At 39.4% G+C, this 25,261-nt stretch carries 20 protein-coding genes, 3 tRNA genes and 3 rRNA genes; 20 read left to right on the top strand and 6 right to left on the bottom strand.

Annotation, left to right across the window (positions count from 1 at the left end; genetic code table 11):
* Positions 1-254: 254 nt before the first annotated feature.
* Positions 255-1,043 (bottom strand): ParB/RepB/Spo0J family partition protein, encoded by a 789-nt coding sequence (locus lgb_RS10260; protein ID WP_019293616.1) that lies wholly within the window; start codon positions 1,041-1,043, stop codon positions 255-257.
* Positions 1,044-1,360: 317 nt separating this feature from the next.
* Here lgb_RS10260 and lgb_RS10255 point away from each other — a divergent pair.
* The 10 genes from lgb_RS10255 to lgb_RS10210 all read left to right on the top strand — a co-directional run bounded on the left by lgb_RS10255 (position 1,361) and on the right by lgb_RS10210 (position 10,817).
* Positions 1,361-2,909 (top strand): 16S ribosomal RNA (locus lgb_RS10255).
* A gap of 110 nt (positions 2,910-3,019) precedes the next feature.
* Positions 3,020-3,092: transfer RNA gene (locus lgb_RS10250), tRNA-Ala, on the top strand.
* Positions 3,093-3,258: 166 nt separating this feature from the next.
* Positions 3,259-6,158: ribosomal RNA gene (locus lgb_RS10245) — 23S ribosomal RNA — on the top strand.
* Between the two features lie 198 nt (positions 6,159-6,356).
* Positions 6,357-6,472 (top strand): 5S ribosomal RNA (gene rrf, locus lgb_RS10240).
* Together the 16S, 23S and 5S rRNA genes with 3 tRNA genes alongside form the textbook arrangement of a ribosomal RNA operon.
* A 6-nt stretch (positions 6,473-6,478) precedes the next feature.
* Positions 6,479-6,550 (top strand) — tRNA-Glu (locus lgb_RS10235).
* 38 nt (positions 6,551-6,588) lie between these two features.
* Positions 6,589-6,661, top strand: a tRNA-Asn gene (locus tag lgb_RS10230).
* Positions 6,662-6,732: 71 nt separating this feature from the next.
* The gene (gene mnmL / locus lgb_RS10225) at positions 6,733-7,677 is read left to right on the top strand and encodes a tRNA modification radical SAM protein MnmL/YtqA (RefSeq protein ID WP_064305369.1); all 945 of its coding nucleotides are present in this window, start codon (positions 6,733-6,735) and stop codon (positions 7,675-7,677) included.
* Positions 7,670-8,209 (top strand): tRNA 5-(aminomethyl)-2-thiouridylate-methyltransferase MnmM, encoded by a 540-nt coding sequence (gene mnmM / locus lgb_RS10220; RefSeq protein WP_019292787.1) that lies wholly within the window; start codon positions 7,670-7,672, stop codon positions 8,207-8,209. The genes mnmL and mnmM overlap by 8 nt, the downstream gene beginning before the upstream one ends.
* A gap of 281 nt (positions 8,210-8,490) precedes the next feature.
* Positions 8,491-9,387, top strand: a complete 897-nt coding sequence (locus tag lgb_RS10215; protein WP_019294134.1) for a GRP family sugar transporter — start codon at positions 8,491-8,493, stop codon at positions 9,385-9,387.
* A 41-nt stretch (positions 9,388-9,428) separates the two neighbouring features.
* A complete protein-coding gene (locus lgb_RS10210; protein ID WP_019292789.1) occupies positions 9,429-10,817 on the top strand; it encodes an APC family permease in 1,389 nt (462 codons plus the stop codon).
* Between the two features lie 29 nt (positions 10,818-10,846).
* On the opposite strand, the gene lgb_RS10205 is transcribed toward lgb_RS10210, so the two are convergent.
* Entirely contained in the window at positions 10,847-12,133 is a 1,287-nt protein-coding gene (locus lgb_RS10205) for a serine hydrolase (protein ID WP_019294135.1), read from the bottom strand.
* A 297-nt stretch (positions 12,134-12,430) separates the two neighbouring features.
* Between lgb_RS10205 and lgb_RS10200 the strand changes: the two genes are divergently transcribed.
* From lgb_RS10200 to lgb_RS10165, 8 genes are all read left to right on the top strand, one after another.
* Complete coding sequence (locus lgb_RS10200; RefSeq protein ID WP_003133553.1) at positions 12,431-13,051, top strand: helix-turn-helix domain-containing protein; 621 nt, start codon at positions 12,431-12,433, stop codon at positions 13,049-13,051.
* A gap of 312 nt (positions 13,052-13,363) precedes the next feature.
* Entirely contained in the window at positions 13,364-13,777 is a 414-nt protein-coding gene (gene rpsL / locus lgb_RS10195) for a 30S ribosomal protein S12 (RefSeq protein ID WP_003133552.1), read from the top strand.
* Between the two features lie 19 nt (positions 13,778-13,796).
* Positions 13,797-14,264, top strand: coding sequence for a 30S ribosomal protein S7 (rpsG, locus tag lgb_RS10190; protein WP_003133550.1), 468 nt, complete (start codon positions 13,797-13,799; stop codon positions 14,262-14,264).
* A 214-nt stretch (positions 14,265-14,478) separates the two neighbouring features.
* Entirely contained in the window at positions 14,479-16,419 is a 1,941-nt protein-coding gene (locus tag lgb_RS10185; RefSeq protein WP_019294136.1) for an OPT/YSL family transporter, read from the top strand.
* Complete coding sequence (locus tag lgb_RS10180; RefSeq protein ID WP_003133546.1) at positions 16,412-16,783, top strand: PqqD family protein; 372 nt, start codon at positions 16,412-16,414, stop codon at positions 16,781-16,783. Before lgb_RS10185 ends, lgb_RS10180 begins: the two co-directional genes overlap by 8 nt.
* A gap of 169 nt (positions 16,784-16,952) precedes the next feature.
* On the top strand, positions 16,953-19,043 hold the full coding sequence (gene fusA / locus lgb_RS10175; RefSeq protein WP_019294137.1) for an elongation factor G: 2,091 nt from the start codon (positions 16,953-16,955) through the stop codon (positions 19,041-19,043).
* Positions 19,044-19,223: 180 nt separating this feature from the next.
* On the top strand, positions 19,224-20,039 hold the full coding sequence (gene purR, locus lgb_RS10170) for a pur operon repressor (RefSeq protein WP_019292793.1): 816 nt from the start codon (positions 19,224-19,226) through the stop codon (positions 20,037-20,039).
* Positions 20,026-20,514 (top strand): DUF2127 domain-containing protein, encoded by a 489-nt coding sequence (locus tag lgb_RS10165; RefSeq protein WP_064305368.1) that lies wholly within the window; start codon positions 20,026-20,028, stop codon positions 20,512-20,514. The genes purR and lgb_RS10165 overlap by 14 nt, the downstream gene beginning before the upstream one ends.
* Before the next feature lie 18 nt (positions 20,515-20,532).
* Here the strand turns inward: lgb_RS10165 and lepB are convergent, their stop codons facing one another.
* Complete coding sequence (gene lepB / locus lgb_RS10160) at positions 20,533-21,207, bottom strand: signal peptidase I (protein WP_019294132.1); 675 nt, start codon at positions 21,205-21,207, stop codon at positions 20,533-20,535.
* 10 nt (positions 21,208-21,217) lie between these two features.
* A complete protein-coding gene (gene rnhC, locus lgb_RS10155; protein ID WP_019294131.1) occupies positions 21,218-22,096 on the bottom strand; it encodes a ribonuclease HIII in 879 nt (292 codons plus the stop codon).
* Between the two features lie 180 nt (positions 22,097-22,276).
* On the opposite strand from rnhC, the gene rplM reads away from it, so the two are divergent.
* Complete coding sequence (gene rplM / locus lgb_RS10150) at positions 22,277-22,723, top strand: 50S ribosomal protein L13 (protein ID WP_003133539.1); 447 nt, start codon at positions 22,277-22,279, stop codon at positions 22,721-22,723.
* A 16-nt stretch (positions 22,724-22,739) separates the two neighbouring features.
* On the top strand, positions 22,740-23,132 hold the full coding sequence (gene rpsI / locus lgb_RS10145; RefSeq protein ID WP_003133537.1) for a 30S ribosomal protein S9: 393 nt from the start codon (positions 22,740-22,742) through the stop codon (positions 23,130-23,132).
* Positions 23,133-23,288: 156 nt separating this feature from the next.
* Here the strand turns inward: rpsI and lgb_RS10140 are convergent, their stop codons facing one another.
* Together lgb_RS10140 and lgb_RS10135 are read right to left on the bottom strand one after the other, a co-directional pair.
* Positions 23,289-24,611, bottom strand: coding sequence for an SMODS domain-containing nucleotidyltransferase (locus lgb_RS10140; RefSeq protein ID WP_249663223.1), 1,323 nt, complete (start codon positions 24,609-24,611; stop codon positions 23,289-23,291).
* Entirely contained in the window at positions 24,598-25,182 is a 585-nt protein-coding gene (locus lgb_RS10135; RefSeq protein ID WP_249663222.1) for an SLATT domain-containing protein, read from the bottom strand. Before lgb_RS10135 ends, lgb_RS10140 begins: the two co-directional genes overlap by 14 nt.
* Positions 25,183-25,261: the final 79 nt, after the last annotated feature.

Here is a 25,261-nt window from a genome sequence, read left to right as displayed (position 1 = left end):
ATTTTTCCTCTAATATATTAAAATTAAGTAGAACCTATTATATCATGTTGATAACTATTTATCCACCGCTGTTGAAAAAAAATACGATTTTTCCACAGAAGTGGATAACTATCCCCAAAAATGTGGATAATGTGGAAGGATAAAAAGTTTTCCACAGGAGGCAAAGGCTATAACAAGCGTTTCTAAACTTTTCCACAAAAAAGGAAAACAAAATTTTTGTGAATAAATCTTGGGATAAAAAATCCACAGTGAATTCACTGTGGATTTTTTGTGAGTTTATTCAAGAGTTCTTCGAGTTTTTCTAAACTGTCAAAATGCAACTCTAGTTTTCCATTTTGGTGCTTTTCATTATATGAAATTTTATTACTTACACCTAAACATCTTGCAATTTCTTTTTCCTTTTCTTCTATATAAATGCTTTTTTTATTATTCGTTTTTTTAGTGGCAACTTTTTGGTAAATGATATCTTCAAGTTGTCGCACATTAAGTTTTTCCTGAATGACTTTATGAGCTAAGGAAACTTGTTTTTCTTTATTTTCTTCAGCAAGAAGTGTCCGGGCGTGAGCTAAACTAATTTTTTTCTCTTCTAATAGATGAAGTATTTCTTGAGGAAGCTTTAAAATTCTCAAGAGATTTGAAATATAGGAACGAGATTTTCCGAGATGTTGAGCAACTTCATCATGAGTCAATGAGCTTTTTTCTAAAATTTTTTTGATGCTTTCAGCTTCGTCTAATGGACTCATGTCATCACGCTGCAAATTTTCTAAAATAGAGAGCACCATCATATCCTTATCAGAATAAGAACGAATAATCGCTGGTATCTTATCCAGCTTCGCCAGTTTTGATGCACGCAAACGCCGTTCTCCTGCTAGAAGTTCATAGCCAAAAAGATTACTCTTACGAACAATAATGGGTTGAAGAACACCATTAACTTCTATAGAATGTGATAACTCTTTTAACTTATCGTGATCAAAATGTTTGCGGGGTTGATAAGGATTTTTACTAATATCTTCTATATTTAGTAGATAAATTTTTTCTTCCATGAGCTAATAATACCACAAAATGACAAAAACGAGAATAAAACACAAAAAAAATAAGTGATGAAACGTGACAACGGCGGGGTTTTCCGAACGAGTGTAAAAAAAAGGGAGAAAAATCACAGTTTATTCTTGACAGAACAAATTGAGTTTGATAGAATATAATAGTTGTCGCGAGAGAGCGTATCTCTTACGAGAGCGATAGACCTTTGAAAACTGAATAAAGTAGAATGACTATATGCGAGAAGTTAACTTCTTGTATACCAACTGTCAATTCAATAATGAAAGACAAAACAACAGCCAGTTCATTTGATGAACTAAATTTAAATGAGAGTTTGATCCTGGCTCAGGACGAACGCTGGCGGCGTGCCTAATACATGCAAGTCGAGCGATGATTAAAGATAGCTTGCTATTTTTATGAAGAGCGGCGAACGGGTGAGTAACGCGTGGGAAATCTGCCGAGTAGCGGGGGACAACGTTTGGAAACGAACGCTAATACCGCATAACAATGAGAATCGCATGATTCTTATTTGAAAGAAGCAATTGCTTCACTACTTGATGATCCCGCGTTGTATTAGCTAGTTGGTAGTGTAAAGGACTACCAAGGCGATGATACATAGCCGACCTGAGAGGGTGATCGGCCACACTGGGACTGAGACACGGCCCAGACTCCTACGGGAGGCAGCAGTAGGGAATCTTCGGCAATGGGGGCAACCCTGACCGAGCAACGCCGCGTGAGTGAAGAAGGTTTTCGGATCGTAAAACTCTGTTGTTAGAGAAGAACGTTAAGTAGAGTGGAAAATTACTTAAGTGACGGTATCTAACCAGAAAGGGACGGCTAACTACGTGCCAGCAGCCGCGGTAATACGTAGGTCCCAAGCGTTGTCCGGATTTATTGGGCGTAAAGCGAGCGCAGGTGGTTTCTTAAGTCTGATGTAAAAGGCAGTGGCTCAACCATTGTGTGCATTGGAAACTGGGAGACTTGAGTGCAGGAGAGGAGAGTGGAATTCCATGTGTAGCGGTGAAATGCGTAGATATATGGAGGAACACCGGAGGCGAAAGCGGCTCTCTGGCCTGTAACTGACACTGAGGCTCGAAAGCGTGGGGAGCAAACAGGATTAGATACCCTGGTAGTCCACGCCGTAAACGATGAGTGCTAGCTGTAGGGAGCTATAAGTTCTCTGTAGCGCAGCTAACGCATTAAGCACTCCGCCTGGGGAGTACGACCGCAAGGTTGAAACTCAAAGGAATTGACGGGGGCCCGCACAAGCGGTGGAGCATGTGGTTTAATTCGAAGCAACGCGAAGAACCTTACCAGGTCTTGACATACTCGTGCTATCCTTAGAGATAAGGAGTTCCTTCGGGACACGGGATACAGGTGGTGCATGGTTGTCGTCAGCTCGTGTCGTGAGATGTTGGGTTAAGTCCCGCAACGAGCGCAACCCTTATTACTAGTTGCCATCATTAAGTTGGGCACTCTAGTGAGACTGCCGGTGATAAACCGGAGGAAGGTGGGGATGACGTCAAATCATCATGCCCCTTATGACCTGGGCTACACACGTGCTACAATGGATGGTACAACGAGTCGCCAACCCGCGAGGGTGCGCTAATCTCTTAAAACCATTCTCAGTTCGGATTGCAGGCTGCAACTCGCCTGCATGAAGTCGGAATCGCTAGTAATCGCGGATCAGCACGCCGCGGTGAATACGTTCCCGGGCCTTGTACACACCGCCCGTCACACCACGGAAGTTGGGAGTACCCAAAGTAGGTTGCCTAACCGCAAGGAGGGCGCTTCCTAAGGTAAGACCGATGACTGGGGTGAAGTCGTAACAAGGTAGCCGTATCGGAAGGTGCGGCTGGATCACCTCCTTTCTAAGGAATATAAAAAAAGATGTTGTTCTACTTTATTCAGTTTTGAGGGGTCTATAAAGACCAAACAAGCAGTCTTTTGATGCAAGATAGAGAAGATTGCGTTGAGAGAAGGGGCCTTAGCTCAGCTGGGAGAGCGCCTGCTTTGCACGCAGGAGGTCAGCGGTTCGATCCCGCTAGGCTCCATAAGATACGGAAGTATCTTGTCAACGAAGACGTTAAAATAGGAATTGATCATTGAAAACTAAATAACAATATCTTATAACGATAAATAAACCGAGAAATGGTAAAACATTTCTGTAAAGCTGCGAATTATTTTAAATAGTTCGAAAAAACTTATACTTGTTTTAATGGCAAAGTTAATAAGGGCGCACGGTGGATGCCTTGGCATTAAGAGCCGAAGAAGGACGTGACTAACGACGATATTCTAGGGGGAGCAGTAAGTACGCATTGATCCCTAGGTCTCCGAATGGGGAAACCCACTATGTTATGCATAGTATCCGTAAGTGAATACATAGCTTACGAGAAGGTAACGCAGAGAACTGAAACATCTAAGTACCTGCAGGAAGAGAAAGTAAAAACGATTTCCTAAGTAGCGGCGAGCGAACGGGAAACAGGCCAAACCAAGAAGCTTGCTTCTTGGGGTTGTAGGACTGCAACGTGGACTTAAAGTCTATAGAAGAATTACCTGGGAAGGTAAGCCAAAGAGAGTAATAGCCTCGTATTTGAAATAGACTTTATACCTAGCAGTATCCTGAGTAGGGCTGGACACGCGAAATCCAGTTTGAATCCGGGAGGACCATCTCCCAAGCCTAAATACTCCTTAATGACCGATAGTGAACCAGTACCGTGAGGGAAAGGTGAAAAGAACCCCGGGAGGGGAGTGAAATAGCACCTGAAACCGTGTGCCTACAAGAAGTTCGAGCCCGTCAATGGGTGAGAGCGTGCCTTTTGTAGAATGAACCGGCGAGTTACGTTATGATGCGAGGTTAAGCTGAAGAGGCGGAGCCGTAGCGAAAGCGAGTCTGAATAGGGCGCTTTAGTATCATGATGTAGACCCGAAACCTAGTGACCTATCCATGAGCAGGTTGAAGGTGCGGTAAGACGCACTGGAGGACCGAACCAGGACACGTTGAAAAGTGTTTGGATGACTTGTGGATAGCGGAGAAATTCCAAACGAACTGGGAGATAGCTGGTTCTCTCCGAAATAGCTTTAGGGCTAGCGTCGCAATTTAAGTGTATTGGAGGTAGAGCACTGTTTGGATGAGGGGCCCATCTCGGGTTACCAATTTCAGATAAACTCCGAATGCTAATACACATGTGCGGCAGTCAGACTGCGAGTGCTAAGATCCGTAGTCGAAAGGGAAACAGCCCAGACCACCAGCTAAGGTCCCAAAATATATGTTAAGTGGAAAAGGATGTGGGGTTGCACAGACAACTAGGATGTTAGCTCAGAAGCAGCTATCATTCAAAGAGTGCGTAATAGCTCACTAGTCGAGTGACCCTGCGCCGAAAATGTACCGGGGCTAAACATATTACCGAAGCTGTGGATTTAATATTAATTAAATGGTAGGAGAGCGTTGTAATCAGCGATGAAGGTATACCGTGAGGGGTGCTGGAGCGATTACAAGTGAGAATGCCGGTATGAGTAGCGCAAGATAAGTGAGAATCTTATCCACCGTAAGACTAAGGTTTCCAGGGGAAGGCTCGTCCGCCCTGGGTTAGTCGGGACCTAAGGCGAGGCCGAAAGGCGTAGTCGATGGACAACAGGTTGATATTCCTGTACTAGTATTGTTAGTGATGGAGGGACGCAGTAGGCTAAAGGGAGCCAGTTAATGGATTCTGGTCTAAGCAGTGAGGTGTGGAATGTGTCAAATGCATTTTCCTTTAACATTGAGCTGTGATGGGGAAGCAACTACGGTTGCGAAGCCCTTGATGTCACACTGCCAAGAAAATCTTCTAGCGTTTAATTCAATACTACCCGTACCGCAAACCGACACAGGTAGTCGAGGCGAGTAGCCTCAGGTGATCGAGAGAACTCTCGTTAAGGAACTCGGCAAAATGACCCCGTAACTTCGGGAGAAGGGGTGCTGTAGAAATACAGCCGCAGTGAAAAGATCCAAGCAACTGTTTATCAAAAACACAGCTCTCTGCTAAACCGCAAGGTGATGTATAGGGGGTGACGCCTGCCCGGTGCTGGAAGGTTAAGAGGAGGGGTTAGCTTAGGCGAAGCTCTGAATTGAAGCCCCAGTAAACGGCGGCCGTAACTATAACGGTCCTAAGGTAGCGAAATTCCTTGTCGGGTAAGTTCCGACCCGCACGAAAGGCGTAATGATTTGGATACTGTCTCAACGAGAGACTCGGTGAAATTTTAGTACCTGTGAAGATGCAGGTTACCCGCGACAGGACGGAAAGACCCCATGGAGCTTTACTGCAGATTGATATTGAGTACCTGTGAAGCATGTACAGGATAGGTAGGAGACTTTGACCTTGGGACGCTAGTTTCAAGTGAGTCGCTGTTGGGATACTACCCTTGCTTCATGGTTGCTCTAACCCACACGCATAATCGGCGTGGGAGACAGTGTCTGTCGGGCAGTTTGACTGGGGCGGTCGCCTCCTAAAGAGTAACGGAGGCGCCCAAAGGTTCCCTCAACATGGTTGGAAATCATGTGTAGAGTGTAAAGGTATAAGGGAGCTTGACTGCGAGAGCTACAACTCGAGCAGGTAGGAAACTAGGGCTTAGTGATCCGGTGGTACCGCATGGAAGGGCCATCGCTCAACGGATAAAAGCTACCCTGGGGATAACAGGCTTATCTCCCCCAAGAGTTCACATCGACGGGGAGGTTTGGCACCTCGATGTCGGCTCGTCGCATCCTGGGGCTGTAGTCGGTCCCAAGGGTTGGGCTGTTCGCCCATTAAAGCGGCACGCGAGCTGGGTTCAGAACGTCGTGAGACAGTTCGGTCCCTATCCGTCGCGGGCGTAGGAAATTTGAGAGGATCTGCCCTTAGTACGAGAGGACCGGGGTGGACTTACCGCTGGTGTACCAGTTGTTCCGCCAGGAGCACCGCTGGGTAGCTATGTAGGGAAGGGATAAGCGCTGAAAGCATCTAAGTGCGAAGCCCACCTCAAGATGAGATTTCCCATTCTTTATGAATTAAGAGCCCTGAGAGATGATCAGGTTGATAGGCTGGAAGTGGAAGTCCTGCGAGGGATGGAGCGGACCAGTACTAATAGCTCGAGGACTTTACCAAGTAATAGAACATATGAGTTCAGCTTTACTTATTTATCAAGAGATTGTTATTTAGTTTTGAGTGTTCAATACATTCAACTTTAGGCTTTTAGAGCCTGACCTTATGAAAATAGATAAGTTGAGAACCTGCGTGTGACGCAGAACCACAACTTCCTAATTTTCTACAGGTCAAAACGTCTCTAAAAGCACTAGACCATGATTTGGTATTCATTGCATAGGAGATACACCTGTTCCCATGTCGAACACAGAAGTTAAGTCCTATTACGCCGGAAGTAGTTGGGGGTTGCCCCCTGCGAGATAGGGTAAATGCCAAGTTTATATGGTCCGTTGGTCAAGGGGTTAAGACACCGCCTTTTCACGGCGGTAACACGGGTTCGAATCCCGTACGGACTATATTCTCAAATCCCGATTTATGATCGGGTTTTGTTTTATGCGGATTAGCTCAGTTGGTAGAGCGCACGACTGTTAATCGTGTTGTCGTCGGTTCGAGCCCGACATCCGCAGTCAAGTAGATCAGCCTGTGGCTGTTTTTTTTGTTGTGTTATAATAGTAGATACTGAAGGAAGTAATATATTATGCAAAAACGCTATACCACATGGAACGAATATTTAAGAGGGACTTTTGGAGAAAAAATTTTTAAGGTTCCCATTGATGCTGGATTTGATTGTCCCAATCGGGATGGGACTGTTGCACATGGCGGCTGTACATTTTGTACCGTATCTGGTTCTGGTGATTTGATATTAGAGCCTGATGCACCAATTGCTGAGCAATTTCGTGTGGAAGTTGAAGCTTTTCATAAAAAATGGCCTGGTGTAAAAAAATATATCGCCTACTTTCAAAACTTTACCAATACTCACGCTCCAGTTGAGGTTTTACGTGAACGTTTCGAAGAGGCTGTGAACCAGCCCGATGTTGTGGGTATATCTATCGGAACACGACCTGATTGTCTTCCGCCAGATGTGGTTGATTATCTGGCGGAACTTAATACGCGTATGGAAGTTTGGATTGACTTAGGTCTTCAAACAACATTTGAAAAGACAAGTGATTTAATTAACAGAGCACATGATTACCAAACTTATACGGATGCCGTAGCTCGTTTACGTGAGCATAATATTAATGTTTGTGTCCATTTGATCAATGGATTACCTGGTGAAAGCCATGAAATGATGTTAGAGAATGTACGCCGCATGATTTTAGGTTCGGATATTCAGGGTGTCAAGCTTCATTTACTGCATTTAATGAAAAATACGCGAATGCAACGTGATTATCATGATGGACGTCTGCAACTTTTGTCTCAGGATGAATATGTAAAGATTATCTGTGATCAGTTAGAGATGATACCTAAAGAAATTGTTATTCATCGGCTCACTGGGGATGCACCCCGTGAGGCTTTGATTGGTCCGATGTGGTCTTTAAATAAGTGGGAAGTCTTGAATGCGATTGATCGTGAAATGGAGCGACGTGGCTCTGTTCAAGGCTGTAAAAATATTAGAAAAGTGGAGTCAATTACCTATGCTTAGACCAATTGAGATGGCACATCAGATGTTATCTAAAACAATTAAGTCTGGTGATGTGGTCGTTGATGCGACCATGGGGAATGGTTGGGATACAGCTTTTCTTGCAGGTTTGACGGATAAGGTATATGCCTTTGATGTGCAAAAGGAAGCCTTAGTTTCAACCCAAGCTTTATTGCAAGAAAAAAAACTAGAAGCCAAGTTAATCTTAGATGGCCATGAGAGTATTGATAAATATGTCAAGGATTCTGTAAAAGCTGCTATTTTTAACTTAGGTTATTTGCCTCGGGCAGATAAATCGGTTATTACACAGCCCAGTACGACTTTAAGAGCTTTAGACATCCTAAAAGAAAAACTTCTACCTCATGGGCAGATTATGCTTGTTGTTTATTACGGACACGAAGGTGGTCAAAGTGAAAAAAATGCTGTTCTTGCTTGGGCAAGTGAGCTTCCCCAAGCACAATGGCATGTGATGAAATATGAGCCTCTGAACCAGATCCATACACCACCTTTTTTGATTTGTATTGAAAAGCGATAAAACACGTATTTGCGTGTTTTATTTTTTTTCGATTCTTTATTTTGTTAGAATGAAAGTGTGATAAAAATGAGTCAAAAATAAACTTTTAAAAGAATGGAAGAGTAGTTAGAACTTTCCATCAATACTTTAAGGCTTAAAAGACTAGCTATTAATACTCATTTAAAATAGTAGGTTAAAAAGTGCATCAAATTAAAAAATAGATAAGAAGAATGCATTGATATTTATGTATAATAATGTTAAAATAAGAAGATTTTTAGTTAATATTTATTTTGGAGGCTGAAATGGAAGGAATTTTACTCGCTCTCGTCCCAATGTTCGCATGGGGATCCATTGGTTTTGTATCAAATAAAATCGGTGGAACAGCAAAACAACAAACTTTGGGGATGACTTTTGGAGCCTTTGTCTTTGCTCTGATAGTATTTCTTATCCGTCAACCTCAATTAAGTTTTCCTATTTTTCTTATTGGTTTTATTGGTGGCTTTATTTGGGCAATTGGTCAAAGTGGACAGTTTCACTCTATGAAATATCTCGGTGTATCCGTAGCTGGTCCTTTATCTGCGGGGTCCCAACTCGTTTTGGCAGCACTAATCGGTGTCTTCATTTTCCATGAGTGGACCCAAAATATTCAATATACATTAGGGTTTATTGCCATTTTAGCTTTAATCGTTGGTTTCTATTTTTCTGCAAAAAGAGATCCTGAAAATACCATTGCTGTAGAAAAACATCACTATGTTAGAGGTTTGATTTGTTTAGCTTACTCGACTTTAGCTTATGTATCTTATGTGATTTTGTTTAATAATTTATCCGCTCTGTGGTTCAATATTCATTTTGATACATTAACAATTATTTTTCCAATGTCAATCGGAATGGTTGTAGGTGCTTTTGTTCTTTCTGGTGGTGATATAAAAATGGAAGCAGTTGTTTTTAAAAATATTTCTGTTGGACTAATGTGGGGCGTGGGTAATGTTTTTATGTTACTCGCAGCTTCACTGTCAGGGAATGCTATTGCTTTTTCCTTCTCCCAATTAGGAGTAATCATTTCAACAATTGGAGGTATTCTCTTTTTAGGCGAGAAAAAAACAAAAAAGGAGTTAGCCTACATTACTATAGGTACAGTATTGTTTATTATTGGAGCAATCTTACTTGCTATTGTCAAAGCAAAAGGTATCAATAATTGATGTGCTGAAGAAATGTAAAAATATGATGATAGAGGAGTGATATGAACATTTTTCGTAAAAGAGTAGTTCAAGAAAAAAGTGAAATGAAACGTACTCTTAATTCGATGGACTTAACTTTATTAGGTCTAGGATCAATGGTGGGAGCAGGTATTTTTACTTTTACTGGTGTTGGTGTAGCCCTGATTGCTGGGCCTTCGCTTATTATATCCATTATTATTGCAGGGATTGCTGTAGGGTTGTCAGCTCTAATCTTTGCTGAGTTTGCTTCACGTGTACCAAGCCGAGGTGGGCCTTATGGCTACATTTATGCTGTTTTTGGAGAATTTCCTGCTTGGATCGTAGGCTGGCTTTTGGCAATTGAATTTTTTACAACAATTGCAATCGTTGCAAAGTCATGGAGTGGTTATTTCAAAGGCTTGCTGCATTTGCAACTTCCTTCCAGATTTGAAGGCTCATTTGGCCATACTTCAGGTTTTTCTATTGATTTAATTCCAATGTTGGTAGTGGCTGCCATAACGGTGATGATTTTCTTAAACACCCGAACAGTGTCACATTTGAATAATACTCTCGTTGTTTTAAAATTTTCAGCATTAATTGTTTTTGCTATTGTTGGTCTTTTTTATCTGGAACCTGCAAATTGGTCTAACTTTGCACCTTTTGGCTTGGGTTCCTTAATCGGTGGTCAATCGGGTATCTTACCAGGTGCTTCGATGCTCTTTATTGCCTTTATTGGTTACGAAACAGTGTCGACAGCGGTAGATGAGGCTGAAAATCCCCGTCGAAATATTCCTTATGGCGTAATTAGTTCACTTTTTGTTGCTGTAGTCTTTTATATTATTGTGACATTGGTGCTTACAGGAACAGTGCCTTATTATAAGCTAAATGTCACAAACTCTATTGCATTTGCTCTTGCTTATCTTGGAGTTGAGTGGGCAGCGACTTATATTTCTATTATAGCGGTGATTACTTTGCTCAGTGTTGCTCTCACCATGTCCTATGCCTTATCACGCTTACTTTACTCTATGAGTCGTGATGGGCTTTTACCTCCAAAGCTCAGTAAAATTTCAGCTAAGCACCAAACACCAATTAATGCTACACTCGTTATTGGAGGTACTTCAATGTTGATAGCTGGCTTTGTTCCTATGTCTTATCTCAGTCAGTTTTTGAGCTTATCTACATTGTTATATCTGATTGTATTAGCTCTTGGTTTGTTAAAGCTTCGTAAGGAACAAGGGTTGCCACAACCTCATGAGTTTAAAACTCCACTAGTACCTTTGATTCCTATCTTATCAATTATTGTCAATGGCTTTTTAATCGTCCACTATCATACCCAAATATGGCTTTTTCTTCTAATTTTACTTATGTTTGCAGCTGGTTTCTACTTTGTTTACAGTTATCGTCATTCTAAACTAGAAAATTCTATAAAATAAAAAACTTTCTTGTACAAGAAAGTTTTTTATTAGAGTTTTTCGTTTACAAAACGGACGAATTTATTCCACATCACGACAAAGACATTTGCACGTTCCACATCTGTCTTAGCTGTAAGAGGAAAATGATAACCTGAAAAACCTGGGAGATAGCCGAGCTTATCTTTTTGTGTAGCTGTAGCCTGAACTAACTCTTCTCCTTTTTTGATGGGAGCCTCGATATTTGTTTTAGGATCGCGATCAAAGGTAATTTCAATTGCATTTATGTCGGCTGTACCATTTTTTAAGGGGACTACAGCGGAGAAGTTATCTTTAGCTATAAGATCAATACTGTTTTTCTTTCCGTCTCGTACAGGAAGTCTAGCGAAATCGCTGAGTTGCTCATCCTTACTAATAATATCTGCATTTGTCCAAGAAGCATAAACTTGGTTCATAAGATCATTAGTGAGTGTAAAAGGTGTTGAATTATCTACAGAAGGGTCTTTAGCTTCTAAAATAACCGTAATAATACGGAACCCATTTTGAACTGTTGTAGCAGCAAAGCAGTCGACATAAAATGAAGTTGAACCAGTTTTAAGGCCATCTACACCGGCACGTGTTGTTGTAAACCCAGGCAACATTTGATTAGTATTTGCTAAAGTAGTTTCAGATTGACCTCCCTTATCAAATGGAAGTTCTGTTTTTTCGGTGATTTTCAATATTTCGGGATAATCTTTGAGGAGATGTGTACACATGATGGCAACATCTTGAGCACTCATTGTATTGGCATCATTTTCAGTAGATCCTGGATAAATATTTTCACCGAGCTCGCTGTTTGGGAGGCCAGAAGAAGTATAAAGCTTAGCATCTGTAATGCCCCATTCTTTCAATTGAGCCATCATCATATCAACAAATTTCGGTTCCGAACCAGCAATTTTTTCTGCCAAGGCTATAGCAGCGGAGTTAGCTGAGGGTAAAAGCAAGGCATTAAGTAAATCTTTAACCGTGACTTCAGTTCCCTCAGCAAGTGGGATATTACTTGCGTTGCTGTTCATTGTTAAATTATAAGCATAGTCAGAAATAGGTACTTTTGTATCCCAAGCAATTTTTTTCTCATCGACACTCTTATAAACCAAGTAGGCCGTTAAAAGTTTAGTGATTGAGGCGATGCGCGTGCTTGAATCCGTTGCATTTTGGCTATAAAGGATTTTACCACTGCTTGCATCTACGGCGATAGAAGATTTTGCTGCCACAGAAAAATCCTCAGCTTGAGCATTTATAGTAGCCAAAGGAGAGAATAAAAGCAGTAAGGAGAGGAAAGTGATTACGATTTTTTTCATGTTTCTATTTTATCATACCAGCGAAATAAGGTCTAATGTATTTCAAAAATAATATGTGTTAAACTCACACTAATAGATGCTTTAACAGCAAATCAATGGTTTCACGTAAAACATTTCTTCTCTTTTAGGAAAATCTATGCAAATATTTATTATTTTACAGAAGTAAATGAAGTTTACAGTATCGGTAAACTTCATTTACAATAGCTCTTTTTACCCTCTTAGATAGGCATGCAAGAAATATTTGCTAGACATTCTATTCTTTTTAATATATCATGATGGGGCATGAAAGGAGTAAAGATGAATTTAGCCACTATTTTAGTAGAGGAACGGAAGAAAAAAGGAGAAACGCAACAAAAAGTTGCTGATACACTCTATATCTCAAGACAATCCCTTTCCAACTGGGAGAACGGGAAAAACTTTCCAGATGTTCCGATGCTGATAGAACTAAGTAATTATTATGATTTTTCACTTGATATTATTAAAGGAGACCCGCAGTTTATGAAGAAAGTTAAGAAGGATTATGAGTTAATCAATACGAAGAAAGCGAACAAGAAGTACTCAATACTATTGATTATATTGACCAGCCTTATCCTCCTCTTATCATTATTACTCATTCCTTTATCTCAGAACAACGTAACTTTACTAAATGGTATTACAATAATTATCTTCCTCCTCTGCATTCTCCTTTTACATGTGACTGTAAGCTTTAATAAACTTGCTTATCAGCATTATAAAGGAATAATGGATTCTCCCCTTTGGGTGCCAAAAGCATTCGGTTATGGCCTCAGTATTAATCCCTATAATAAGATAGGGCGCATACTGACTATTGTTCTCGTAATTTTTTTAGATTTTTTATTTGTTGCCCTAATTATCGCTATTTTATTTTTCGGTTATCCTGCTACATCATTTATTCATTAACCCAGATATGAGGCAATTAAGCGCGCGTGTCAGTATAGAAAATGCAAAAAAATTTGTAAAGAAATACTTTTCTCTAAAATATGCAAAATAAAGTTGACAGAGTGTTGAAATTTTGATAAGATATTAAACGGTACTTTTTATATTTGGTCCTAATAAGGAGAACTTGTATAAGTTGCCAAACTTCTTGTCAGAACTTGGATTAAGCGACCATATACTGACATTCCAACTTTATAAAAAAACAGAAAGGATTGTTTATTCGTTTTATTTCGCTTTGCGGTTCTCCGTAAATAAAAGGGATAAGCAGACAGAAAAATGCCTACTATTAACCAATTGGTGCGTAAAGGTCGTCACTCTAAAGTGGAAAAATCTAACTCACCTGCATTGAACATCGGCTATAACAGTCGTAAAAAACTCCAAACTAAAGTAGCAAGCCCACAAAAACGTGGTGTTGCAACTCGTGTTGGAACAATGACTCCGAAAAAACCTAACTCAGCGCTCCGTAAATTCGCTCGTGTACGTTTGTCTAACCTTATCGAGGTTACAGCATACATCCCAGGTATCGGTCACAACTTGCAAGAACACAGCGTTGTACTTCTTCGTGGTGGTCGTGTAAAAGACTTGCCAGGGGTACGTTACCACATCGTTCGTGGTGCACTCGATACAGCTGGTGTAACAGATCGTAAACAAAGCCGTTCTAAATACGGTACTAAAAAACCAAAAGCGTAATTGAAAGGAGATAAGAAGAATGCGTAAAAATCGTGCCCCAAAACGTGAAGTTTTGGCAGATCCAATGTACAACTCAGTAGTAGTAACACGTCTTATCAACCGCGTTATGCTTGATGGTAAACGTGGCGTTTCTACAAATATCGTTTACGGAGCTTTCAAACAAATTGAAGAAGCTACTGGAAACAACCCACTTGAAGTTTTCGAAACAGCTATGGAAAATATCATGCCTGTTCTTGAAGTTCGCGCTCGTCGTGTTGGTGGTTCTAACTATCAAGTCCCAGTTGAAGTTCGTCCAGAACGTCGTACAACTCTCGGACTCCGTTGGTTGGTAACAATCGCTCGTAACCGTGGTGAACACACTATGCAAGACCGTCTTGCAAAAGAAATTCTTGATGCTGCAAACAACACAGGTGCTGCAGTTAAGAAACGTGAAGACACACACAAAATGGCAGAAGCAAACCGTGCGTTCGCTCACTTCCGTTGGTAAGAAGATGACCCTTGGTCATTATTCTAGAAAAAGCTTGACTTTATGGTCAAGTTTTTTTATTTTCAAAGATAAGAAAATAAAAAAATATACACATTTACATAACAAAAATATGAGAAAAAAGCTACAAAAAACACTTAAACACCTTGCAGATTTGATGAATTTGTAGTAAAATAAGGCGAAAACACTTTCAAACTTAAGGAGTATATTACACAATATGAAAAAATTGTCTAAAACCGCCTATGGCGGTGTCGCAGGGAAAGATTACCTCCCTTATGAAGATGGACGCAAAAAGAGTGCTGGCAACCCAGTTGTAATTGTTATTGGTATTATTTTGGCCATTCTTTTCGCAGCATCTACTGCCTATTCAGGAATGCGTGCTGGTTTAACAGTAGCTGCAGGTATCCCAGGGGCTATTCTTGGCTCAGGACTCTTGTCAATTTTTATCCGTAAAAATAACTTCCTGATGAAGAATATCCTCCAGTCAATGGCAACTGGTGGTGAGTCAATTGCCTCAGGTCTTATCTTTGTCTTACCAGCAGTTATCCTTATCGGACAACAAGTCTCTTTCTTTGAAGGTGTAATTGTTGGTGTTTCTGCGGTTCTTGTATCTCTTGGTATTTTGTCATTTGTTCAAGACTATCTCTTAGTTGAAGAACATGGCACACTTGTTTATCCCGAAGCAATGGCAATTTCGGAAACGCTTGTTGCTTCTTCAACAGGTGGTAACTCACTTAAATACATGGGTATCGGTTTTGGTGTTGGTGGTCTTATTACTGCATTCACTTCAGCAGTTTTTGGTGTTGTGAACAACGTTGTAAGCTATACAAACGAAACTTTCTACAAATGGAAACTTGAAATTGAAGTAAATCCAATGCTTGCTGCTATCGGCTTTATTGTTGGGCTTGAGGTTGCGGTAATGATGTTTGCAGGTTCAATCCTTGCTAACTTTGGTATCGCTCCATTGATTGGTTACTTCTCAGAAATGGCTGGAAACGGTCATCATGTTTGGAATGACTCATCTACTCCAATCCAAGCTATGAATTTTGCCGCAATCTCTGGATCATATGTTAAATACATTGGTGCGGGGATGATGATTTCAGGTGGTATGATTGGGGCAATCCGTCTTATCCCAACAATCATCAACTCTGTTAAAGCAACACTCGATGGACGTAAAAATGCCGAAGCTGGAGAACGTGATTCACTTGGTATCTTTGCTATCCTTATTGGTATTGTTGCAACATTTGTTGTTGGCTTCATTATCTCTGGTGGGAACATAGCCATGACTTTCCTTGCTGGTATTCTTTCAATCGTTCTTTCAATGTTATTCATCATCGTTGCAGGACGCTTGACAGGTACAATCGGTACATCTAACTTGCCAGTATCTGGTATGACAATTGCCTCACTTGTTATCCTGACTCTTGTTTTCTTGACAATGGGTTGGACATCAAGTGCAGACCTTAAATCACTCTTGCTCTTCGGTACCTTCATCGTTGTAGCGATTTCAGTAGCTGGTGGTTATACACAAGCTCAAAAAGTTACTTTCATCACTGGTGGTAATAAATATGAAGTACGTCGTTTCTTCCTTGTTGCTGCTGTTCTTGGTGTTGTAGTGGTAACAGGTGTTATCGTATTACTTCGTGATCAATTAGCTTTAACGGGTGATGCAGCTCAGTTCGCCTTACCACAAGCAAACTTGATGGCAACTTTGACTGATGGTATCATCGGTGGAGAACTTCCATGGCATATGATTATTGCTGGTATCGTGTTTGGTATTATCCTTTACATGATTAAAGTTCCAGTTATGACATTTGCGATTGGTTTCTACCTTCCAATTTCAACAACGTCAATTATTCTTATTGGTGCTTTAGTTCGTATTTTGGTGGAAGTTCTTGGTAAAAAAGATACAGAAGCTGTTCAAGAAGAACGTATGTCATCAGGTGTCTCTTTATCGTCAGGTTTAGTTGCCGGTGCATCAATTATTGGTTTGTTGGGTATTATCCTTCAAGTTTCAGGAGTCGTAACTCCAGGAACACCTACGGGATTTGTAGGTTCTAACGCCATGGCTTGGGTACTCATGGTTATCTTAATCATTGCGATTGTAGCACCATTGATGTCAATCAAGAAAGCTCCGGCTGCCGAGAAGTCAGATGAGTAATAAAAAGAAAAAAGATGATATTTCAGATGAAAATCTGAATATGATTTTCCGGAAAAAAGATAAAGTGTTATTTGAATGGCACGAAGGTCGGATTCGGATTTATAAAGATCAAAAACATTGGACACAAAATCTTATGCGTAAGATGGGGGCGAAAATACCTCAACGTACGTACATGTCTTTGGATGAATATGGTACACTTGTTTTTAGCATGATCGATGGTAAAACAACTGTAAAGGAAATAGGAGAAGCACTAAGTGCACAGCACGAGGAAGCCTCTCAACAACTCTATGAGCGTCTTTTCCTGTACCTTAATCATTTAGAATCTGTCGAAAGATGGATTGAGATTGTTGAAAAAGGGGAATAGTCTCCTTTTTCTTTTTTTGATAAAAATTTTTCATGAAGAAGAAGTAAGTCTTTTTGAAAAAAGCTTAAATTTTATTTAAAAATAGTTGAAAGATAAAAATAGAACTATAAAAACCTTTATTATTATGATATAATGGGGTGTAAAACTAAAAATTAATTAGGAGAAAACTATGGCTCGCGAATTTTCACTTGAAAATACTCGTAATATCGGTATCATGGCTCACGTCGATGCCGGTAAAACAACTACCACTGAACGTGTCCTTTACTATACTGGTAAAATTCACAAAATCGGTGAAACTCACGAAGGTGCATCACAAATGGACTGGATGGAGCAAGAACAAGAACGTGGTATCACTATCACTTCTGCTGCGACAACTGCCCAATGGAAAGGCAACCGTGTAAACATTATTGATACACCAGGTCACGTGGACTTCACAATCGAAGTACAACGTTCACTCCGTGTTCTTGACGGTGCAGTAACTGTACTTGATGCTCAATCAGGTGTTGAACCACAAACTGAAACAGTTTGGCGTCAAGCAACTGACTATGGAGTTCCACGTATCGTTTTTGCTAATAAAATGGATAAAATCGGTGCTGACTTCTTCTATTCACTTTCTACATTGCACGATCGTTTGGGCGCTAACGCTCATCCAATTCAAATCCCAATCGGAGCTGAAGAAGACTTCGTGGGTATCATTGACTTGGTAACTATGCGTGCTGAAATCTATACTAACGACCTTGGTACAGATATCCGTGACGAAGAAATCCCAGCAGAATACATGGAACAAGCTGAAGAATGGCGTACAAAACTCATCGAAGCTATCGCTGAAACAGACGAAGACTTGATGGAAAAATACTTTGCAGGTGAAGAAATCACTGAAGCAGAGTTGAAAGCTGCTATTCGTAAAGCAACAATCAACGTTGAATTCTACCCAATGCTTGCAGGTTCTGCCTTCAAGAACAAAGGTGTTCAAATGATGCTTGATGCGGTTATTGATTACCTCCCAAGCCCATTGGACATTCCTGCAATCAAAGGTGTTAACCCAGATACAGACGAAGAAGACGAACGCCCAGCATCTGATGATGCTCCATTTGCGGCTCTTGCCTTCAAGATCATGACTGACCCATTCGTTGGACGTCTTTCATTCTTCCGTGTTTACTCAGGTACATTGGATGCTGGTTCATACGTCTTGAATACTTCTAAAGGTAAACGTGAACGTATCGGACGTATCCTCCAAATGCACGCGAATACTCGTCAAGAAATCCAAACAGTTTATGCTGGTGATATCGCCGCTGCTGTTGGTTTGAAAAACACTACAACTGGTGACTCATTGACTGACGAAAAAGCACGTATCATCCTTGAGTCTATCGAAGTTCCAGAACCAGTTATTCAACTTTCTGTTGAACCTAAATCAAAAGCTGACCAAGATAAAATGGGTGTTGCCCTTACTAAATTGGCTGAAGAAGATCCAACATTCCGCGTTGAAACAAACGTTGAAACTGGTGAAACAGTTATCTCTGGTATGGGTGAGCTTCACCTTGATGTCCTTGTTGACCGTATGAAACGTGAATTCAAAGTTGAAGCTAACGTTGGTGCGCCTCAAGTATCATACCGTGAAACATTCCGTGCACCTACTCAAGCACGTGGATTCTTCAAACGTCAATCAGGTGGTAAAGGTCAATACGGTGACGTATGGATCGAATTCACACCGAACGAAGAAGGTGCTGGTTTCGAGTTTGAAAATGCTATCGTCGGTGGTGTGGTTCCACGTGAATTCGTACCAGCCGTTGAAAAAGGTTTGGTAGAAACTATGGCTAACGGTGTCCTTGCTGGTTACCCAATGGTTGATATTAAAGCTAAGCTTTATGATGGTTCATATCACGATGTCGATTCATCAGAAACTGCCTTCAAGGTTGCGGCTTCACTCGCTATGAAAGAAGCTGCTAAGACTGCACAACCTGCAATCCTTGAACCAATGATGAAAGTTGTCATCACAGTTCCTGAAGAAAACCTCGGAGATGTTATGGGTCACGTAACAGCTCGTCGTGGACGTGTAAACAGCATGGAAGCACATGGTAAATCACAAATCGTTAATGCATTTGTACCACTTGCTGAAATGTTTGGTTATGCAACTACTCTTCGTTCATCTTCACAAGGTCGTGGTACATTCATGATGACATTTGACCACTACGAAGATGTACCTAAATCAGTACAAGAAGAAATTATCAAGAAAAACGGTCGCGGTGGCGATGCTGAATAATCTTTGATTATTTCAACTAATAAAAAAGCAATATCTTTAAGGTATTGTTTTTTTTATTTTTAATTATTCGAGAATATATCCCAGATGCTGTAATTTTTATTATTAAATTTGAATGCTTTGCTTGATTGTTCGGTTTTTCTACGTTATAATTAAACCAACAAAAAGAAAAGGGTGATTAATATGAAAAGAAACGAACGTTTAGTGGACTTTACTAATTTTTTATTGAACAGACCCAATAGAATGTTGAATCTGAACGAAATTAGTAAACGCTATGAAGTAGCCAAATCCTCGATTTCTGAAGATCTTGTTTTTATTAAGCGTGTCTTTGAAGATCAAAATATTGGAATTGTCGAAACTTTTCCTGGAAGTTTAGGAGGCGTACGTTTCACACCCTATATATCTGATGAAGTTTCTCGGGATCGTGCGTTGGAACTTGCGGACCTTTTGCGTGAAGAAAACCGTATTTTACCTGGAGGTTATATATATCTTTCTGATATTTTAGGTCACCCTGCTAATCTAAAAAAAATTGGTCAAATTATTGCTCATGAGTATTGTGATAAACAAATTGATGTCGTGATGACAATTGCGACAAAAGGAATTCCGATTGCACAGTCTGTAGCGGAAATTTTAGATGTTCCTTTTGTTATTGTTCGACGTGATCCTAAAGTTACAGAAGGGGCAACTTTGAACGTGAATTATATGTCAGGTTCAAGCAGCCGTGTTGAAAATATGACACTTTCTAAGCGGAGTTTATCGATTGGCCAAAGTGTATTGATTGTAGACGACTTTATGAAAGGAGCTGGAACAATTAATGGCATGAAGAGTCTTGTTCACGAATTTGATTGTTTCTTATCTGGTGTGGCTGTCTTTCTGGAAGGACCTTTCAAGGGAGAGCGGTTGGTAGATGATTATAAATCAATCCTCAAGGTAGATCAGATAGATGTTGCCCAGCGGACGATTGAAGTAGAGCTAGGTAATATATTTGAAGAGAAATAAAGCAAACAAGCAAGGTGTTATTGATTTAAGCTTTGATATCGTATTGTTACTAAAGTCACTATTTGCCTTAGGCGAAGTTCTTGGTGGTATTTTTCTTTTCTTTATTACACCTGAGCGCATGTCTGGTATTGTGGGCTGGTTTACTCGAGGAGAATTAAAAGAAGATCCAAGCGACTTTATAGCTCATCTCTTATTAAATTTGGGGCAGCATTTTACTGTTAGTACACAATACCTTGCTGCTGTTTATCTTCTAGTACATGGTTTAATCAAGCTTGTAACTTTGGTGCTTTTATGGAAAAAGATTCTTTGGGCGTATCCATTATCGATTTTGGTTTTTTTAGGCTTTATTGTTTACCAACTGGCGGAGTATTTGCAACATCATTCTAATTTTATGCTTTTTGTCTCAGTTTTTGATGTTTTGCTGATTCTCCTTACCTACCTAGAATATAAAAATATGAAAAAAAACTTTGTCTAGATAGACAAAGTTTTTTTATTAGTTAAGGGTAGAAATTTTATTAATTGGCCACACACGGAACATGGTTCGCCCAACAATATCAGAACGTTTAAAGGTTCCTACTGCTCGACTGTCTCTGGACACAATACGGTTATCCCCTAAGAGAAGATACTCTCCCTCAGGTACTTTAATCGTAAAGGTTGGATTGCCTGTTGCATCTGTGGTAAAGGCTTGAGCTTGTTGCGCAAGTTGAACAAAGTAAGCGCGGTTGGCTTCAGAGAGTTCAGAAGTCAAAGCGTAATTTTGATAAGTCTTTTCGAGTTCATTATTAGAAAGCTGTTTTTTAAAGTCTGCCAAATAGGGCTCATCAGTTTTCTTTCCATTGATGTAAAGTTGATCTTTATCAAATTTAATCTCATCACCCGGCATACCAACCACACGCTTTACAACGTCTTTTGTTTCGGTTTGCCCATTTACTGTTTCTGTTTCTTTAGCAACTACGATATCAAAGCGGTTAATGCTTGCAGTTTTAATAAGAACCAGGCGTTGTTTATCAGCTAAGTTTGGATCCATTGAATGACCATCAACAACGACAAGTGACCAGATAAAGATACGTGAGAGGATTGCGATAGTGATAATTGCGAGAAAGATGCCCCATTCTTTGATGAATCGTGTGAAGGCATTGGGTTGTTTGTTTTGTGTGGTATTTTCCATATTTAACTTTCTATATTTGAGCTATGTTTATTGCTTTCTTAGTGTTAGCAAAATGTAATTTTGCATATCTTTTCAAGGATTCAGGATCGTTTTGACGTATTAGCTTTGCAGCTACTTGGTCAGAAGCTGCTCCGGCGCCGCTTGGTAACTTATACCCTGCTTCTAGAGAAAGAGCTTTGAGATTTTCTAGAAAGAGGTAGCGGGCAATAATAGAGCTGCAAGCAACGGCTAAGAATTGGTCCTCAGCCTTAGGTAAAAGGGTAACTTTACCGTTCACTTTATTTTGCTCGGTTAATAAATATTTTTGGTAATTTTTTTCAGTCGTAAAGGCATCAACAATTATATATTCAATACTTTCTGAAACACGTTTTTCGAGGAGATAAATAGCCTGGTTATGCAAGGCTACTTTGATACTTACAGCATTGTAACCTGAATCAATGACTTGGTTATATTTTGTGGGTTCAACAATCAAAGGCACATGTGTGATATTCTCCATTAATTGAGGAGCAATTTGATAGATTTTTTCATCGGTAACTTTTTTAGAATCGGCGACACCGAGCTTCTTTAATAAAAGTACATCTTCAGTATTGACAAAACTTGCCACAACGACTAAGGGACCAAAATATGAACCATTGCCGACTTCATCGGTACCGATTATGTTCTCTTGTTGCTGTGGACGTGATGAAGCAGTATGCCCAAATTGTTGAGCAATACGTTCAGCATCCTCTCCTTGAAAGACAACTTTTCCTGACGTATATACAGAAATAGTAGCTTTAGGTAGCTTTGCATAAAAAACAATATATTGGTTTTTTGATGCCGTCTTATATTTGTCGAACTTAAGAATAAGTCTATCTAACATTTTGGAGTCTAAAGTAAGAACTACATTCATGGTAATAGTTTAACATAAAAGCAAAAAAATTAAAAATGAATCTTGACAAGACTTGACATATGTGGTATTATGATAAACGGTATTGTTTACCCCATTTTTGTGGCCCCGGAAACCCAAAAATATTTGCAGGACTCTTACACCTGCCGTAAACAAATTCTAAGTAAAGGAAACTTAACCCAAATGATGAAAACAACATTCATGGCTAACGCTTCAAACGTTGACCGTAAATGGTACGTGGTTGACGCAACTGATGTACCTCTTGGTCGTTTGTCAGCTGTAGTTGCTAGCGTGCTTCGCGGTAAAAACAAACCAACTTTCACTCCTCACACAGATACAGGTGATTTCGTTATCGTTATCAATGCTGATAAAGTAAAACTTACTGGTAAAAAAGCAACTGATAAAGTTTACTACCGTCACAGCCTTCACCCAGGTGGATTGAAATCAATCACTGCTGGTGAACTCCGTGAGAAAAACGCTGTACGTTTGATTGAAAAATCAGTTAAAGGTATGCTTCCACACAACACTCTTGGACGTGCTCAAGGCATGAAACTTAAAGTGTTTGTTGGTGGTGAACACACACACGCAGCACAAAAACCTGAAGTTCTTGATATTTCAGGTCTTATCTAAGGAGGGAACGCACTAAATGGCACAAGTACAATATGCTGGCACAGGACGCCGTAAAAATTCAGTTGCTCGTGTACGTCTCGTACCCGGCACAGGTAAAATCGTAATTAACAAACGTGATGTAGAAGACTACATCCCACAAGCAGCACTTCGCCTTGTTATCAACCAACCATTTGCAGCTACACAAACTGAAGGTAGCTACGACACACTCGTAAACGTAAACGGTGGTGGTGTATCAGGTCAATCAGGAGCTATCCGTCACGGTATCGCTCGTGCATTGCTTGAAGTGGATCCAGACTTCCGTGGTGCTTTGAAACGCGCTGGCTTGCTTACACGTGATGCTCGTATGGTTGAACGTAAAAAAGCTGGTCTTAAGAAAGCCCGTAAAGCTTCACAATTCTCAAAACGTTAATCTGTTTCAGATATACCAACGTTACATACAATTATTTGGAGAAAAATGGGGAAAGTTCATTATCTCTAAATTAATATTGAAAAAGACATCTATACTAGATGTCTTTTTTTACTTTAAATTTCTATATTAAAATCAAATTTCAAAGTATTTATAATACTAGTCAATTCCTGTAATCTCATCTATAGGCACTCTCAAACGGTCTCTAGCTATTAGTTTATCACCGATAACAGCATAACATTCTACGTAATGATCACCCGTAAAGTTTGTGGACTCATGATGAGTAGGACTCCCCTTAATGATTTGCCCTCGTTCATTATTCTGTGCAATCGCTTTTGGACCAACATTACGAACTTTCCAGTACCATTCAACATAAGGTGATAAATCATCAGGTATATCTGTATTTTCGATGAAAAAATTTAAAGATTTCTGAGTTTTGAGCTTCCAGTTATGAATAATAAAATCTCTCATTTTCTTTGGACGAAAGCCTTTTTGCTCAACAATGCAGTCAAGCTGTAGATTATATCTGATATCGACAATAAATTTAAGTTCTGGAAATTCTTCTGTAGGAGCGGATCTAACAAGCGAAGCAGTTTTCGTAATTTTAACTTCTTTAGCAAAGTTTTTCCCAAATAGTTCTTTCAATTTTTCCAATGACTCAGTAGAGTCTTCGTCAAGGTCCTTTAGCAGATTAAATGCCTTCTTTGCTTTATTTATAAACACTCCGTTATCATCATTATAAATTTTTTGATTACTTCCTAGAGCATACCAATATGAGCTATCTTTATTTTGATTAGATAAAAATTTAAAAAATTCTATGAGTTGCTTATAGTAGTCTTCAAATTCTATATCATATAAGTTAGGGTTACTGTCAAAAAAATTTTTTGTCAATGTGTCTATCAAAAGACCTTTGAACTTAAAGCCAACTTGATTTTTCCACTTTCTCATAAATCTACAGAAATTCAAATAATGATTATTTGTCAAATTAGCCATTTTTTTTGATTCGCACATTTCTGGGATAGGTTTGGTTATTTTCCAAGAACCACCATCGTTAGAATCTGGATATTTAAAGCTATCATCACTTGTTCTAAATCCAGGTACTAACTCTATGTCGCCATCGTGAAAAGAGATTACTACTACTTGTCCATCTCCTCTAACTTTAGTATTAACATACCTTGACTGTATTTCTGCTTTAACTTCTTGAAGTAGAGCTGATTGTCCATTATTTGAGTGTCTGTCGTATTGACTATATTTTTCTGAAGGTAACTCAAAAATACAATCATAATCACTAACGTTATGTATAGCCGTTTTTCTTCCAACGCTCCCAACTATTATTATATGATCTTCATCACTATTATTAGCATAATACTTTTTATTTAGCTTTTTAGTTATTTCTTTTATTCTATTATTCCATTTTTGTAGTTCATTTTCTTCAGTTTTGATGTCTTCGCTAAATTTTTTGAAGTGTTCACATATTGTCATCTGATTTTTCCTCTATTTTCAAATTAAGTAATTCGGGCGCAATAAACTTTGGATAATCCTTTGAGTAGTCGTTATCTCTACGTTCATTAACCATATTACACGCTTTATTAACAGTTCTTTTTGGAACATTCAATAATCCATCATTAAATTGCTTTCGAAGTGTTTTTAATTTTGTAAAGTCTTTTTCTATTTCCTCTACATTCTTAGTATTATACACAATGTCATAAAGTAAAGACTCAGCTTCAATTCGTAAATTCCAAAAATTATTTGCATCAGATTTTTCTTTAAGCGCTAACTGGTCATAATCAATTGTTTTGTCAATAGCATTTAGAGCAACAGTAATAAAGGAAAAGATTGCTGTTATTAATTTTAATATAAACGAATCTTGTACAAAGAAGATACCTATAAGTCCAGAAGAAGTAAAAGCAGCAGTACCTATTCGTGCTATTTTAAAATAATTTGAGTAGTTAGAATAGTCATCTGAGTGAACAATGTGAATCTTATGCGTCCATCCTACATTAACTATAAAATTTTTTAATTCTTCGTGTAATTTCTCTTGCTTCCTAGACATTGAGGTCTCCAATCAATTAAGTTCTATATGGATATTATTATATCAAATAAAAGAAGTTTCAACTATAGCATTAAATAAT

It is taken from the genome of Lactococcus petauri (assembly GCF_023499275.1).
In the GTDB taxonomy this organism is placed as follows: domain Bacteria; phylum Bacillota; class Bacilli; order Lactobacillales; family Streptococcaceae; genus Lactococcus; species Lactococcus petauri.
This window is presented reverse-complemented; position numbering and strand designations above follow the sequence as displayed.